The organism is uncultured Ruegeria sp., from assembly GCF_947497005.1.
Lineage (GTDB): Bacteria > Pseudomonadota > Alphaproteobacteria > Rhodobacterales > Rhodobacteraceae > Ruegeria.
This window is the reverse complement of record NZ_CANMFF010000015.1, coordinates 73439-88631: the sequence shown is the minus strand read 5'-3', so window position 1 is coordinate 88631 and position 15193 is coordinate 73439. Positions and strand designations below refer to the sequence as shown.

15 protein-coding genes are annotated in these 15193 nt (G+C 56.9%); 6 read left to right on the top strand and 9 right to left on the bottom strand.

Annotation, left to right across the window (positions count from 1 at the left end; translation table 11 throughout):
- Positions 1-22: 22 nt before the first annotated feature.
- Positions 23-1195, bottom strand: a complete 1173-nt coding sequence (locus tag Q0816_RS19210) for an acetyl-CoA C-acyltransferase (RefSeq protein WP_298853676.1) — start codon at positions 1193-1195, stop codon at positions 23-25.
- A 103-nt stretch (positions 1196-1298) separates the two neighbouring features.
- On the opposite strand from Q0816_RS19210, the gene Q0816_RS19205 reads away from it, so the two are divergent.
- The 3 genes from Q0816_RS19205 (at position 1299) to ggt (ending at position 3902) form a co-directional block, all read left to right on the top strand.
- Complete coding sequence (locus Q0816_RS19205) at positions 1299-1637, top strand: STAS domain-containing protein (protein ID WP_298853674.1); 339 nt, start codon at positions 1299-1301, stop codon at positions 1635-1637.
- A 21-nt stretch (positions 1638-1658) separates the two neighbouring features.
- A complete protein-coding gene (locus Q0816_RS19200; protein WP_298853672.1) occupies positions 1659-2108 on the top strand; it encodes an ATP-binding protein in 450 nt (149 codons plus the stop codon).
- A gap of 216 nt (positions 2109-2324) precedes the next feature.
- Entirely contained in the window at positions 2325-3902 is a 1578-nt protein-coding gene (ggt, locus tag Q0816_RS19195) for a gamma-glutamyltransferase (RefSeq protein WP_298853670.1), read from the top strand.
- Between the two features lie 35 nt (positions 3903-3937).
- Here ggt and hspQ read toward each other — a convergent pair whose 3' ends face one another.
- Positions 3938-4264, bottom strand: coding sequence for a heat shock protein HspQ (gene hspQ, locus Q0816_RS19190; RefSeq protein WP_050604943.1), 327 nt, complete (start codon positions 4262-4264; stop codon positions 3938-3940).
- Between the two features lie 80 nt (positions 4265-4344).
- Here hspQ and Q0816_RS19185 point away from each other — a divergent pair, with 80 nt between their 5' ends.
- Both Q0816_RS19185 and Q0816_RS19180 read left to right on the top strand, forming a co-directional pair.
- A complete protein-coding gene (locus Q0816_RS19185; protein WP_298853668.1) occupies positions 4345-5226 on the top strand; it encodes an AEC family transporter in 882 nt (293 codons plus the stop codon).
- Between the two features lie 61 nt (positions 5227-5287).
- Positions 5288-5869 carry a lytic transglycosylase gene (locus Q0816_RS19180; RefSeq protein WP_298853665.1) on the top strand — a complete coding sequence of 194 codons (582 nt, stop codon included), beginning with the start codon at positions 5288-5290 and terminating at the stop codon, positions 5867-5869.
- A gap of 14 nt (positions 5870-5883) precedes the next feature.
- Here the strand turns inward: Q0816_RS19180 and Q0816_RS19175 are convergent, their stop codons facing one another.
- The 4 genes from Q0816_RS19175 to Q0816_RS19160 form a co-directional block, all read right to left on the bottom strand.
- Positions 5884-6480 (bottom strand): outer membrane lipoprotein carrier protein LolA, encoded by a 597-nt coding sequence (locus Q0816_RS19175; RefSeq protein WP_298853662.1) that lies wholly within the window; start codon positions 6478-6480, stop codon positions 5884-5886.
- Positions 6481-6519: 39 nt separating this feature from the next.
- Positions 6520-9444 (bottom strand): DNA translocase FtsK, encoded by a 2925-nt coding sequence (locus Q0816_RS19170; RefSeq protein ID WP_298853658.1) that lies wholly within the window; start codon positions 9442-9444, stop codon positions 6520-6522.
- A gap of 14 nt (positions 9445-9458) precedes the next feature.
- On the bottom strand, positions 9459-10640 hold the full coding sequence (locus Q0816_RS19165; RefSeq protein WP_298853656.1) for an aminotransferase class I/II-fold pyridoxal phosphate-dependent enzyme: 1182 nt from the start codon (positions 10638-10640) through the stop codon (positions 9459-9461).
- A 108-nt stretch (positions 10641-10748) separates the two neighbouring features.
- Positions 10749-12077, bottom strand: coding sequence for an amidase (locus Q0816_RS19160; protein WP_298853655.1), 1329 nt, complete (start codon positions 12075-12077; stop codon positions 10749-10751).
- A gap of 52 nt (positions 12078-12129) precedes the next feature.
- Here Q0816_RS19160 and Q0816_RS19155 point away from each other — a divergent pair, with 52 nt between their 5' ends.
- A complete protein-coding gene (locus Q0816_RS19155) occupies positions 12130-13392 on the top strand; it encodes an FAD-dependent monooxygenase (RefSeq protein ID WP_298853652.1) in 1263 nt (420 codons plus the stop codon).
- Here the strand turns inward: Q0816_RS19155 and Q0816_RS19150 are convergent.
- From Q0816_RS19150 to trxA, 3 genes are read right to left on the bottom strand one after another with little or no spacing between them, the layout of a single operon-like run.
- Positions 13389-13574, bottom strand: coding sequence for a Trm112 family protein (locus tag Q0816_RS19150; RefSeq protein WP_298853650.1), 186 nt, complete (start codon positions 13572-13574; stop codon positions 13389-13391). The two genes, Q0816_RS19155 and Q0816_RS19150, sit on opposite strands and share 4 nt — an antisense overlap.
- Positions 13571-14212: an LON peptidase substrate-binding domain-containing protein gene (locus Q0816_RS19145; protein WP_298853649.1), complete on the bottom strand. Its 642-nt coding sequence runs from the start codon at positions 14210-14212 to the stop codon at positions 13571-13573. Before Q0816_RS19145 ends, Q0816_RS19150 begins: the two co-directional genes overlap by 4 nt.
- A 27-nt stretch (positions 14213-14239) precedes the next feature.
- Positions 14240-15154 (bottom strand): thioredoxin, encoded by a 915-nt coding sequence (trxA, locus tag Q0816_RS19140; RefSeq protein WP_298853647.1) that lies wholly within the window; start codon positions 15152-15154, stop codon positions 14240-14242.
- Positions 15155-15193 lie beyond the last annotated feature (39 nt).

The window sequence follows — 15193 nt, the reverse complement described above, 5'->3', positions numbered from 1 at the left end:
GTATTTGGAAAAAGATGAAGGGTCAAACGCGTTCGATGGCGATTGCCGTTCCTTCACCCCCGCCAATGCAGATCGCTGCAACTCCTCTTTTGAGGTTTCGTTTTTCCAAAGCATTCAGCAATGTGACCATGATGCGGGCACCAGAGGCCCCAATGGGGTGCCCCAGGGCACAGGCACCGCCATTCACGTTCACCTTGGCGCGCGGCAATCCCATTTCGTGCATGAATGCCATGGGCACTACGGCGAAAGCCTCGTTAATTTCCCACAAGTCGACATCATCCTTGCTCCAGCCGATGCTTGACAAGAGTTTCTGCGCCGCCGGAACCGGTGCCGTCGTGAATAGGCCAGGTGCCTGAGCATGGCTCGCATGACCCAGAATCCGAGCCCGAACAGCCAGCCCCTGTGCCTCGGCCGTATCTGCCGATGTCAGAACAAGTGCGGCAGCTCCGTCTGAAATCGAGGAAGAGTTTGCGGCCGTTACCGTGCCGTCCTTGCGGAACGCTGGTTTCAACGTCGGAATTTTCTCGGGGCGAGCGGATTTCGGTTGTTCGTCCGAGTCCAGCAAGATTTCGCCCTTTCGGGTCCGGACTGTAACCGGAGCGATTTCCTGATCGAAGGCACCGCTTTCCTGTGCGGAAAGCGCGTTGGACAGAGATTGCAGCGCATATTCATCCTGCGCTTCGCGCGTGAACTGATACGTCTCGGCACAGTCTTCGGCGAAGGTACCCATCAGGCGACCTTTGTCATATGCATCTTCAAGCCCGTCGAGGAACAAGTGATCAACGACCTGACCATGCCCGATGCGGGCACCGCTGCGCATCTTTGGCAGCAAATAGGGTGCGTTGGTCATGCTTTCCATGCCACCGGCCACCATTGTATTCGCATGGCCCAATGCGATCTGATCAAAGGCCATCATCGCTGCTTTCATACCTGAGCCGCACATCTTGTTCAGCGTTGTGGCAGGAACCTCTTCCCCCAAGCCTGCGGCAAACCCGGCCTGCCGTGCAGGTGCCTGGCCTTGCCCTGCGGGCAGCACGCACCCGATCAGAATTTCATCAACTGTCTGCGCCCCTGACTGCGCCAGCGCCGCGCGGATTGCTTCCCCCCCGAGGTCCGCTGCTGCAACTCCATCAAACATTCCCTGAAAACCGCCCATGGGCGTTCGGGCAGCCCCCGCAATAACAATTTCTCTCATCCGGGTTTTCCTCCTGCTTTTCGGCTCTTGAATACCGAATGGTAAGAATTGCCGTCTAGCGTATTTCTACGACTCATTTTTCAGTTTGGAGGGCGGCCAGACCATGGGGCTGACCAGCAAGACGACCGGCGCAACTCAGATTATCACCGTTCATTCTGACCGGATTGATGCCGCGATGGCGATTCAGTTCAAGGAAGACATGCGTGCTGAGACCGAGTCAAACGCTAACCGGGTGGTTTTGGACTTGTCCGACGTCCAGTTCATTGATTCAAGCGGTCTGGGCGCAATCGTGGCGTCAATGAAACAATTGGGAAAGGACCGGAGGCTGGATCTGGCAGGCCTGCAGCCCGTGGTCGAAAAAGTTTTCCACCTGACACGCATGGATACGGTTTTCAAACTGTTTGCGACGTTGGACGACGCCTTGACGGCACCGGAAGCGTGACAACTACAGGAGTGAGTTGGCGTGGAGCCCGTTTGTAACAAAACCTGTCTGGAGTTGAGCTTTCCCGCGACTGAGACGGAAGCCAGTGCGGGAATATCACAGCTTAGCGCCGGATTGGCGAAACGGGGATTGCCACCCCATAAGGCTGACGATGTAAAGATTGCATTGGCAGAGGCTATCAACAACGTGGTGGAACACGCCTATAACGGTGTTGCCCCGGCCAAAGTTCGGGTCACCTGTCGGCTAGATCAGGACAGATTGGACATTCTGATCTCGGATACAGGTCATCCGCTGCCCGGTTGCCATCCACCAGATGGTACACCTGCATCGCTTGGAACCCGTATTCAAGATCTGCCCGAAGGTGGATTCGGCTGGTTCCTGATTCATCAACTGACCAACGACATCTGGTATGAGCGTCGCGATGGGTGCAATCGGCTATCTTTGAGGTTCAACTTTGAATCGACGAGATGAACCGGCACAATTGGTCACAATAAGGCCTTTTTCGAAACATTGTCGCGCCGCAAACAACCATCATACAATGACTCGTAGCTCAGATAGCTTCCCTCGGCGCCTCATATCACAGCCCCCACCCAGTGAATGGCGCCGAGGAACTTCTCCCCTGAATTTACTGGACAATCTCTGATCAGAGAATAGCTTTCCCCTGTTCCAAGGAGAAAGACGTGCGCCATGCGTGATCTGCACAAACCCGAGCGATCAGAAGTCTTTGCCACACAGGGCATGTGCGCAACGTCGCATCCGCTGGCAGCCAAAGTGGCGATCGACATCCTTGGCCAGGGCGGCAACGCGATGGATGCAGCAATTGCCGGAGCAGTATTGCTTGGGATTTGCGAACCTCAAATGACCGGGTTGGGTGGCGATTGTTTTGTCCTGTTCAATCGCGCAGGGGAAAATCAGATACGCGCGCTCAACGGATCGGGCCGCGCTCCACTTGCCGCGCAATCACAGAAATTACGAGGCCAGGGCCTGTCGTCCATACCTTTAAATGGGCCGGATGCCGTGACCATTCCCGGAGCCGTAGACGCCTTCTGCCACCTGGCCGAAACCGAAGGGCAATTGGGGCTGGACGCTATATTGCACCCTGCGATTCACTATGCCGAACAGGGTGTTCCGGTGGCTCCAAGAGTCGCTTTTGACTGGAAAGTCGGTGGGGAGACCCTGCAAGGTGCCGCGCGCGATCACTATTTGATCAATGGTCGGATCCCTTCAATCGGTCAGGTTTTTCGCTCTCCCGGGCAAGCTGAAGTTCTGCGTCAGATCGCCAGCCACGGGCGCGACGCCTTCTACTCTGGCGAAATTGCCGAGGACATGATCGCTGCGCTTTCTGCGCGGGGTGGTATTCACACTGCAGACGATTTTCAGAATACGAAATGCACGGAAACCGACCCGATGCGCGGGGATTACAAAGGCGTCGATCTGGTGGAACATCCGCCGAATGGCCAGGGTGCAACTGCAATTTTGCTGCTGAACATCCTGAAACACTTCGATCTGGCCAATATGAACCCAGTCGGAGCAGATCGGATTCACATCGAAGCTGAGGCGACCAAACTGGCCTTTGACGCACGTAACCGGTTCATCGCAGATCCGGACCATATGGCTAGAACAGAACGCTTCCTTGACCCTGACGTTGCCGCTAAGCTGGCTGCTCTCATTGATCTTGAAAAAGCAATGCCTGCGGCCGCGCCTTTGACTGAAGCCATCCACAAGGACACGGTGTACATTACGGTTGTCGACCGCAACCAGATGGCGGTGTCACTGATCTATTCGATCTTTCACAGCTTTGGATCAGGTATCGCTTCGGAAAAATACGGCATTCTACTGCAAAACCGCGGGGCTGGATTCACGTTGCAACCTGACCATCCTAATGAACTGGGCGGCGGTAAACGCCCGATGCACACTATCATTCCGGGAATGTTGACCGAGAACGGGCGTGTTTCGATGCCTTTTGGCGTCATGGGCGGTGCCTATCAGCCAACCGGCCACGCGCGTTTCGTTTCAAACCTCACCGATTTCGAGCTGGGGTTGCAGGAAAGCATCAATGCACCACGCGCCTTTTTCGACGGGTCAGTTTTGAAACTGGAGCGTGGGTACTTTGAAGGGATTGCGAAACAATTATCCGAGATCGGTCACAATATTGAGATTCCGGAAACACCACTTGGCGGAGCGCAAGCGATCCGAATCCGAAAAGACGGTGTTTTGGAGGGTGCCAGCGACCCGCGCAAAGATGGCTGTGCCCTTGGATATTGATCAGCGGCACACCTGCGCCCGCCGGTTCGGTTCAGTTAGTTCAAATGAAAATGCAGAGGGTATGCACCGTCTTCGAACGGTCCGAACATATTGGGGATATCCGGGTGTTCGACAGGTTCACCAGAATAGTCGGCAACCAGATTTTGTTCTGAAACATAAGCAACATAGAAGGATTGGTCGTTCTCAGCCAACAGGTGGTAGAACGGTTGCTCTTTCCTTGGGCGACTGTCTTCCGGAATGGCTTGATACCATTCTTCGGTATTCGAAAACTCAGGATCCACGTCAAAAATCACCCCTCGAAAAGGGTGCTTTTTATGACGGACCACCTGGCCTAAGCCGTATTTTGCACGTGTCTTTAGCATTGCTTCAGCCCCCAAAGTTTTTTTTACCCGTTTCCGGGCCGAAATGCCAATCATTGATGTGAAATTCAGGGAAACAGTCTGTGAACCTAATACTGACAGTATTCGAAATTGTGGCTCCGGTTTTTCTTTTGGCGGCCATTGGGTTTACCTGGGTTAAGCTGGGGTTCGAGTACCGCCTGCAATTCGTCACGCGCTTTGCAACAACGCTGGCAATGCCCAGCCTGATCTTTGTTGCCCTCATGCAAACCGATATCCCGGGCGGAGATCTGTCGCGCTTCACGATGGCGGCGCTGGTTGCCAATGTTGTGCTGGCGCTGGTTTTCTGGCTGGTCGTTCGCGGTTTGAAACTGGAGCAGCGGACCTATTTGTCGCCTTTGATTTTCGGCAATACCGGCAATCTTGGTCTGCCGCTGTGTATCTTTGCCTTTGGTCAGGTCGGGTTGGGGTATGCGGTCATCTTTCTGTCTGTCACCGCGTTGTTTTCATTCACATATGGGATATATCTGGTCGCGGGAAAAGGTGCGTGGGGACAGGTCCTGCGCCAGCCGATGGCATGGGCGACTATTCTGGGTGCGGTATTCCTGTGGCAAGGGTGGCAAACACCCACATTTCTGACCAACACATTGGAGCTTCTGGGGCAGATGGCAGTCCCGTTGATGCTGGTGACTGTGGGTGTGGCCATAGCCCGCCTTACGTCGCACAGCCTGGAGCAGGCGCTCTGGCTATCGGCGCTGAAGCTGACCGTTTGCTTTGCGCTGGGTTGGGGGATCGGTGTTCTGTTTGATCTGGACACGATCGCGTTTGGCGTTCTGGTGCTGCAGATCTGTACGCCGGTTGCTGTGACTTCTTACTTGTTGGCAGAACGGTTTGGGGCCGATTCCGATGCCGTTGCTGGCATGGTCATGGTGTCGACCGTGCTTTCCGTTGCAGCGTTACCCGTCATTCTAGCCATCGTTTTGTAGCGATTGTGATTTCCTCAGCGCTCAATCTACGCTAGAATACACAAAAAAAGGCATGAGGCACATGAGCAGAATTTTTGTCGTACTCTTCGGGGTGCTGCTTTTGGCATCCTGTGGGGGTGGTTCCAAACAACCGCCCAGCAAACTGAATGACGCGTGCAGTATTGCGCGCGAACGTCCCGACTATATCAAAGCGTTCAAAAGCACTGAGCGAAAATGGGGCGTACCAGTCCACGTCCAAATGGCCACGATCTATCAGGAAAGCCGCTATCGCCATGATGCGCGCACGCCGCATCGGTACGTTCTAGGGGTCATCCCCATGGGTCGGCAGAGCAGCGCTTATGGATTCAGTCAGGCGCTGGATGGCACTTGGGATCAATATCAGCAGGAAACCGGCAAGCGCCGGGCCAAACGGGATCGCATCCGCGACGCCTCGGACTTTATCGGTTGGTACATGAACAAAAGCTATGAACGCAACGGTATTCACCCGGCAGATACGCGCAATCAATACCTGGCCTATCACGAAGGCCATACAGGATACGCGCGCGGCAGCTACAACAGCAAATCCTGGTTGTTGAACGTTGCCAATGATGTGGACGCACGCGCCCAACTATATCAGGCGCAACTGGCGAACTGCCGCTACTAATGCACCCAGGCGGGTCAGCGATTGCCTGACCCGCTTCTCTTTTTGTCCGAGAACAGCTTCTGATCAAGGCGTCCGCCTTCATTCAGTGCGCCCAGCAGAACAGTTGTTTGGCTGCCCGCATTGTCGTGGATCACCCATTTGCGCAACTCAACCGGATTATCGGTGAACATCAGTTCAATCCGGCCAGCCTCGGGGTTCTTGGGGTCCTGCGCCGTAACCACGGTGGCGGTGCCGTCAAAGCTATGACCCACAACCATATTGGCCTGACTCAGGTTCACATTGCGCGCCAGCACAAGGGAAAGCGGCGTGCGCTTCAACGGGTATTGCTCGGGCGGTTGGTTTGATTTGGGGTCAAAAATCTGAACGGTACCGGACCGCGCCAGCACAACGGCGCTGCTGGGCGGATCATATTCGAACCGCATTTTTCCCGGACGTTGTATCCACAATTTTCCGGTGCTCAGCGAGCCGTCATCATTTACCTGCGTGAAGGTCGTCTGAATCGTTTTCAATCCGTTCAGGTAATTGGAAATCTGTGAAAGCGGCAGCTTGTCCGCCGCCCAAGCGGCAGGTGCGGCCAGTGTCAAAGCAAGGGCAAAAGCAATCTGTTTCATGCCGTACAGATAGGCCTTCTGCCCTTGTTATTAAATATCCTATTGTTCGGGGACGAGGATTTCGCGTTTCCCGACATGATTTGCCGACGAAACAACACCTTCGTCTTCCATTTGCTCAACAAGTCGCGCAGCTTTGTTGTAGCCAATGGCAAGTTTTCGCTGAATGTAAGAGGTCGAACATTTGCGATCCTTGATCACAATCGCCACCGCCTGATCATACAGGGCATCCTCTCCGTTCGTGTTGCCACCCGTGTTCAGACCCAGAACAGCATCGATATTGTCGGCCTTATCTTCGGCCGGGCCGTCTAGCACTGTGCTGACGTAATCGGGCGGGCCGAACTGTTTCAGGTGGTTGACGATTTCCTCGACCTCTTCGTCCGACACAAACGGACCGTGGCAGCGGGTGATTTTGGCGCCTCCGGCCATATACAGCATGTCGCCTTGACCTAGCAGTTGCTCAGCCCCCATTTCGCCCAGAATAGTCCGGCTGTCGACTTTCGAAGTCACCTGGAACGAGATTCGCGTCGGGAAGTTTGCCTTGATCGTACCTGTAATTACATCCACGGACGGGCGCTGCGTGGCCATGATCAGATGAATACCCGAGGCCCGCGCCATCTGCGCCAGACGCTGGATACAGGCTTCGATTTCCTTGCCGGCGACCATCATCAGGTCGGCCATCTCGTCGACGATGACGACGATATAGGGCATTGCTTCGGGTGCAAATTCCTCGGTCTCGAATGTGGGTTCGCCGGTCTCATCGTCAAAACCGGTTTGCACCGTGCGGCTGAACAGTTCGCCTTTGTCCAGCGCGTCCTTCACACGGCCGTTATAGCCTGCGATGTTACGGACACCCATTTTGGACATCTTGCGATAGCGGTCCTCCATCTCGCCCACGACCCATTTCAGGGCGACAACCGCCTTTTTCGGATCGGTAACAACGGGCGAGAGCAGATGTGGGATGCCATCATAAACAGACAGTTCCAGCATCTTCGGGTCAATCATGATCAGGCGGCATTCATCCGGTGTCAGCTTGTAAAGCAGCGACAAGATCATGGTGTTGATCGCCACCGACTTACCAGACCCAGTTGTACCGGCGATCAGCAGGTGAGGCATCTTGGCCAGGTTCGCTACCACAGATTCGCCGCCGATATCCTTACCCAGCGCCAGCGGCAGCGCATGGTTGCCGTCTCCGAAATCGCGACTGCCAAGAATTTCTCGCAGAACCACCATTTCACGATTTTCGTTCGGCAATTCGATACCGATCACCGAACGCCCCGGAAGGGTCGAAACACGGGCTGAAAGCGCCGACATCGAGCGGGCAATGTCATCGGCCAGACCGATTACACGGCTGGCTTTCAAGCCCGGAGCCGGTTCCAGTTCGTACATAGTAACAACCGGGCCGGGGCGGACGCTGGTGATCTCACCCTTGACGCCATAGTCGTCCAGAACGTTTTCCAGCATGCGTGCGTTTTCTTCCAAAGCTTCATCGCTCAGATGGTGGCGCTGAATGGCGGATGGGTTGGACAACAAGCCCAGTGGCGGCAATTCGAAATCAGAATGACGTTCTTCAAAGGACAATACGGGTTGCGCTTCGGCTTGTGCTCTGCGTGAAGGTTGCGGCGTACGGCGTACTGGCTGCGCGACCACAGGCTTGCGCGGTTCGGCCACCGGGATTTTTATCGCCGGGCGCGGAAGCGCTGCAGGTTCATCGATATCCTCGAAGACCGTGTCGTCTTCAACTTCCGGCTCAGACGCATAGCGGTCCAGCATTTGTTCCGACGCATATTCCGTCGGTGCCGGCTCGTGCCACTCCGTAGCGACATCGGCTGCAATCGGAGGCTCAGGCGGCAAGCCCGCAGCTGTTACCGGCGGTTCCGGCGGCAGATCACCCGCCTGGTTCGCGTTCAGGATAAGCGGACCCGGGCGGCGGCCACGGCCCTTGGTCAGGGGAAGGCTTGGATCTGGTTCGGCCGCCAATTCACCAACAGCCACTTTACGATTGCGCACGGCTTCCGAGATTTTCGAGCGGATGCGATCTTCGCCTGGCATTTCGTCAAAACCCGCGATCGGTTCGGGATCGACCAACTCCGGCTCAGGCATCGGGTCAGCGCGTCGGATAAGCGACGGCATACGCGCCAACAGGCCAGTTTTGACCGCAGGTTCGGGGAATTCCAGTTCTGGTTCTTCAAAGATGGGATCAGCATAAGCCAGATCATCCTGGAACATGGCCTCAGCGGCTTCAGTGCGGGCAAGCTTTCGCTCTTCCCACTGCGCCCGACGATCCCGAGCGGCCTGCGCGGCCGAGGCCGCACCGCGCCCCATCAGAGTCATCAGCATGTCATAGGACATCACAAGGCCCAACAGGAAGGCGCGGAACCCATGTTTCACGTCCGAATTGGTGAAGCCCAGCACAAAAATACCCAGCGCAATCGTTCCGACCGCCGTGACCAACGACACCAGTTTGACTACAAAAGCAGATGGAACAGGGAGAATTATCAGAATGAACCCCAAGACGGTGTCACCGCCTAGACCTCCCAGCCCATAATTGTGCGTGCCACGCCAATCAGTGTCCGGGACAAGCGTGGCAGCATAAACAGCAAGCACAGCAATCCAGATTGGCGCAAAGATCAGACGCGCAATCGCACGTTCCTCGCCATAATGACCAGCAAATCGTATGCCCCAAACGACCAGTGTAATGGCAATTCCCCAACTTCCCCATCCGACGATAATGAACGAAAGAGCCGCGATCCAGGCCCCAATCCGTCCCATCCAGTTCTGTACCGGGGCATCAGTCGACACCATCCAGTTCGGATCGTCGGGCGTGTAGGACCAGATCATAGCAGCCCCGGCCAAACCCAGCAGGATCAGCGCGATGCCGATCAGTTCCTTACTGCGTCGTTCCAATGCGGCCTGCGTTGTGCTGTCCAGCAATGGATCGCGTTTGCGCGCGTTATATGATGCCATTTTGCCCTCGTACCTCACGAATAGATGCAGTCGCGGAGTGTGATCAGACCACGCTGCAACTCTGTTTTTGGGGCCACCAACGCAACCCGGATAAAGCTTTTGCCCGGGTTATTCCCCGGATCACCTTGTGAAAGATATGCGCCCGGCAGGACCCGAACCCCGGTGTCCTTCCAGACCTTCAATGCGGTGTTTTCGCCATTCTCGACAGGCAGCCACAAAAAGAACCCCGCCTCTGGCGACATGTATCCCTGAACGCCCGCGAATACCTGATCCGCGATAGCGTATTTTTCCTGATACAGCGCACGGTTTTCCTGAACATGTTCCTCATCTGCCCAGACCATTGCTGCGGCAGCTTGCAAGGGCAGCGGCAGAGGCGACCCGGCATAGGTGCGCAATTGCTTGACTTGTTTGATCGTCTCAGGCCCACCCGCAATGAGCCCAGAACGCAACCCGGCCAGGTTCGAGCGTTTGGAAAGCGAGTTGAACAGCGTGATCCGCTCAGGATCAGCACCCAGTTCTTGAGCAACGGTCAAAATACCCGTGGGGGCCTCGTCCCGGTAAATCTCGGAATAACACTCATCTGCAAAAATTCGGAAATCATATACCTCGGCCAGACGGATCAGCTCGGCCCAGTAATCGCGTGAGGCCACGGCCCCCTGCGGGTTGGCAGGCGAACAGATATAGGCAACGGCGGTGCGGTTCAGCACCTCCGCAGGCAAGCCTGCGTAGTCTGGCAGATGGTTTGTTGCGGCGATGGCGGGTACAAAATAGGGCTGCGCACCCACTGAAAGCGAGGCAACCATGTAGACCTGATAAAACGGATTCGGACACAGGATAATCGGTTGCTGGCCATTCTTCTGTTCCGGACACAGTGCCATGGCAGCGTTATACAGGCCTTCACGCGTACCGTTCAGCGCCATCACGTTGGCAACGGGGTCCATTTCGACCCCGTAACGTCGCTGAATCCAATCCGTGATCGCGCCGCGCAGTTCGTCTGAGCCTTCGTTAGGCGGATACCCCTGAAACCCAGCGGCGTTTTCCATGATGACATCCGTCACCCAAGCCGGAAATTCATGTGTCGGTGCACCAATGGTCATGTGAACGACGTCACCGCCGGGCTGATGGTGATCCAACAGAGCGCGCAGACGCGGGAATGCATAAGCCGGTAGGTTCGAAAACCGCTCGGGGAAATCCATAATACTGCCTCAATATCGGGGTCATTGGCGCCCCGTTTTTTTAGCAGATTACAGCCCGAGCACCTCTTCGTCCAGACAAAGAGGTTCCGAATCAGGGGATTGTGGCATTCAGGCCAGCACCGATTCCACTGCCGAACCCAACCGCAATAGCGCCTCTTCCGAGCCGGGATAACCCAGCATCATCAACCCGCAACTGGGGGTTCCGGTGGGCAGACTCAGCGCCGCAAGCCCCATCAGATTACCAATCCGCGTATTGCGCAGGGCCAGCAGATTCTCGGTCACGTAATAGTCGTGATCACTCATCAAGCGGTCCAGATTCGGTGGCAAAATCGGAGCTGTAGGCGCCAGAACCGCATCGAACCCAGCAGTTGCAGCGTCCCACGCGCTGCGACAGGCTTTAAGCTTGGCCCAGGCCGCCACATAGTCGGGACCAGAATAGCCCATGCCAATGCGGAAGCGCTCGAGAATCTCGGGATACATCGCGTCAGGATTGGCTTCGATCACATCGCGCCACAGCCCATAGGCCTCGGTCGTATACACGACGCTGGTCAGGGTCATGGCCTCATTCAGTTCGGGCACCTCTAACGGCACAATCTCGGCCCCCGCATCCGCAAGTTTACTGAGGGCCTCGTCATACGCCTTGCGCGGAGCGTCCCGCAGGTCGTCTTTGGCGATGTTCTGTAAATCGGCAAAGCGACGACCTTTCAGCGAAGCGCCTCGCAGATCCGCAGGCGTTCCGCCTTCCAGCAATGCTAGCATATGCGTGGCGTCCTCGACCGAGCGTGCCAGAGGCCCGACCGTGTCGAACCTCAGGCAAAGCGGCACCACGCCTTCAAGGCTTAGCCGCCCAGAGGTGGTTTTCAGCCCCACCAGATCGTTCCACGCTGCTGGGATACGCACCGATCCACCCGTGTCAGATCCGATTCCGCAAGCGGCGAGCCCCCATGCAACCGAAGCTCCGGCCCCCGAAGACGATCCGCCAGGAACGGCCGCCTCGTCATGAACGCAAGGCGGCGTTTCAGTGATCGGGTTCAGCCCGAGGCCGGAAAAGGCAAGCTCGCTCATATGTGTCTTGCCCAGACAGACGGTGCCCATCTGAGTCGCGTTGCGTAGCACCAGCGCATCCGCATCCGGCACACGATCCTTCAGCAGTGCCGAACCCGCCTCGGTCACGGTTCCAGCGGTGTCGAACAGGTCTTTCCAACTTATTGGCACTCCGTCCAGCAACGATCGCCGCAATCCCAGCTTCGCGCGCCGTTGCGCGCCTTCGGCCTCGGCCCGTGCCCGGTCATGGGTGACACGGGCATAGATACGGTCGCGATGTGGGTGAGCGTCAATGGCAGACAGGTAGGTTTCCGTCAATTCGACCGGATCAATCTGACCCATGCCAATGCCACGGCCCAAATCACACGCGGTCATGGTCAACCAATCCTGCATCCTGCCCCCTCCTGCTTTTCGGCTTAAGGGGACGGTAGCGACAGGACTGCACATGGACAATCCCGAAAGGGCGCGCATATTGCAGGGCATGACACAGGCATCTGACATTCTGATCGTAGGTGGTGGGCTGAACGGCCCTGCTTTGGCGCTGGCACTGGCACAAACCGGTCACTCGGTCACAGTGATTGATGCGCTGGCCGAAAAGGTACGCAAGAACGCGGCGTTCGACGGACGTGCCTATGCATTGGCTTTGGCCTCACAACGGTTGCTGGATGCTATTGGCGTCTGGGACCGGGTTGCAGAGCATGCCCAGCCAATGCTGGAAATCAAGGTTACCGACGGCCATGCGGGCGCGGGGCCATCACCGTTTTTTATGCATTTCGACCATGCCGAGATCGAAGAGGGCCCTATGGGCTATATGGTCGAGGATCGCCATCTGCGAAGGGCTTTTCTGGATGCGATGGCCGAGGAGCCCAGCATCACCCAACTGAGCGGTAAGACCGTCGTATCGCAGCGGGTCGACACCAACAAAGTGACCGTGACGTTGGACGACAACGCGACTTTGGATGGCAGCGTTCTGGTCGGGTGTGACGGCCGCCGCAGCGGCACGGCATCACGATCAGGCATCAAACGCACCGGCTGGGATTATGGTCAAACCGCGCTGGTCTGCGCCATCGAACACGAGTTGCCGCATCACGGCATTGCACACCAATTCTTCATGCCACCCGGGCCGCTGGCGATTCTGCCTCTGACCGTTTATCGCAGTTCTATCGTTTGGAGCGAACGCACCGAGGCGGCGCAGAAAATCAACGCCCTGCCCGAGGAAGGCTATCTGCAAGTGCTGCGTCCGCGATTCGGCGATTTCCTTGGTGACATCCGTCTGGCTGGCGACCGTTTCACTTACCCGCTGAACCTGACCATTGCCAATTCCTTCATCAGCGACCGCATGGCACTGGTCGGCGATGCCGCCCACGGAATGCACCCTATCGCTGGTCAGGGCCTGAATGCTGGCCTGCGCGATGTCGGCGCTCTGGCTGAGGTTCTGACTTTGGCTGGACGGCGTGGCGAGGATAGCGGCTCGCTTATGGTGCTGGAGCGCTATCAGGAATGGCGGCGCTTTGACACCGCCTCGCTGGCAATGGCAACGGATGTCTTCAACAAACTGTTTTCCAACGACAACCCGTTGCTGCGTCTTGGGCGGGACATTGGCATGGGACTTGTCGGCTCTATGCCCGGTCTACGGCGCGGTTTTGTGCGAGAAGCGGCCGGGTTGACCGGAGATTTGCCCAAACTGCTACAAGGGCGACCGATTTAGTCGAGTTCCCGCGCCTCGTCGATCAACATAACCGGGATGCCGTTACGGATGGGAAAGGCCAGACCGGCGGCTTTGGATACAAGCTCTTGCTTTTCCGCGTCATAATGCAGGGTCGTATGCGACTGCGGGCAGATCAGTGCCTCAAGCATGTGACGATCAAAGGCGTGCTCAGGGTCGGTCATTGCAGTTTTTCCTCACTTGATCCGCCGCGCATGGCGAATTCAATCAGCGTCACCAACGTCTCGCGCCGGGTGCGCAGGCAGGGGGCCTCTAGCAGGGCCTGTTTTTCCTCGGGATCGAAATCCAGAAGCATCGACAGGGAATTCACCAAAAGCTCATCCTCGGCGTCTTTGAGCGAATCCCAATCCGTGGACAATTGACGGGACGAAAAGAAACGTTCCAGCAAGGTCAGAAAGTTCGTGCGGTTGAACCCGTTGTCTTTCTCGGCCTTGCCCAGATCACGGTCGAACCCGTCCCACGAGACGGCGCAGCGCCGGTATGGCGTGAAAGCGTCCAGCTCTGACAGGACCCTGAACCGGGACACGCCGGTCAGCGTGATCAAATACCGGCCATCCTCCGTTTCGGAGAACTGCGTGAGCCGCCCTGCACAACCGATGCGGTGCAGCTTGTCCTCATCGCTGAGCGACGGATTTGGCTGAACCATCGCAATCAGCCGTTCCTTGGTCTTCAGCACATCATCCAGCATCTGCAAATAGCGCGGCTCGAAGATGTGCAGCGGCAAGCGCGAGCGGGGCAGCAATAGCGCTCCGGGCAATGGAAATACGGATACCGTATCCGGCAGGTCGGCGGGATGCATCATGTACCCAATTCTAGCTCTGATCAGAGATTAGGCAAATATCATTGAACTGAGTTTGCGACGCCCGTTCAGAACGATCGAATCATTGGGCTTGAGCGCATCAAAGATGGTGAAAAGCTGGGTCTTGGCTGCGCCCTCATTCCACTCACGATCGCGGCGGAACAGCTCCAGCAACTGCTCCACTGCTTCTTCCACATCGCCGTTTGCGTGCAGTGCCTGTGCCAGATCGAACCGGGCCTGATGGTTGCCGGGATCAGCCTCGACAGCCGCCGTCAGTTCGGCCACGGGGCCGGCATCTGCTGCCTGCCTGGCCAGCTCCAACTGCGCGTGCGCAGCCTCCAGCTCAGCCGAAGTCGAAATTTCGGCCGGAGCACCGTTCAGGATCGCCTCGGCCTGTTCCAGATCGCCGGTGACGATATGCGCACGCACCAGCCCGCCATAGGCGGCCGCGTGGTTTGGGTCTTCACCCAATATCGCGGCAAAGGTCTGTGCCGCATCTGCGGCCGCGCCTTCTGTCAACATTTCCTCGGCCGCCTGCACGGCATCTTCCAACTGACCGCCCGGGCTTTCACCGCCCGCAGCCTCGATCACACGATCCACAAAGGCCTTGATCTCGGACCCTTGCTGGGCACCCTGAAAACCGTCCACAGGCTGGCCCTTGAAAAAGGCATAGACGGTCGGGATCGACTGGATGCGCATTTGCGAGGCGATCATTTGCGCCTCATCCACGTTGATCTTGACCATCTTCACCGCGCCTTTGGCGGCGGTGACGGCCTCTTCCAGCATTGGACCAAGTGTCTTGCACGGACCGCACCAAGGCGCCCAGAAATCGACGATCACGGGCATTTCCTGCGAAGCCTCGACCACATCGGCCATGAAAGTGGCCTCGGTTCCGTCCTTGATCAGATCGGTGGCTGGGGCATCTGCGCCGTTCAGAAGGTCCATGGCAATCACTCTTTCGTTCGAACTCGCGCCCTATATGCA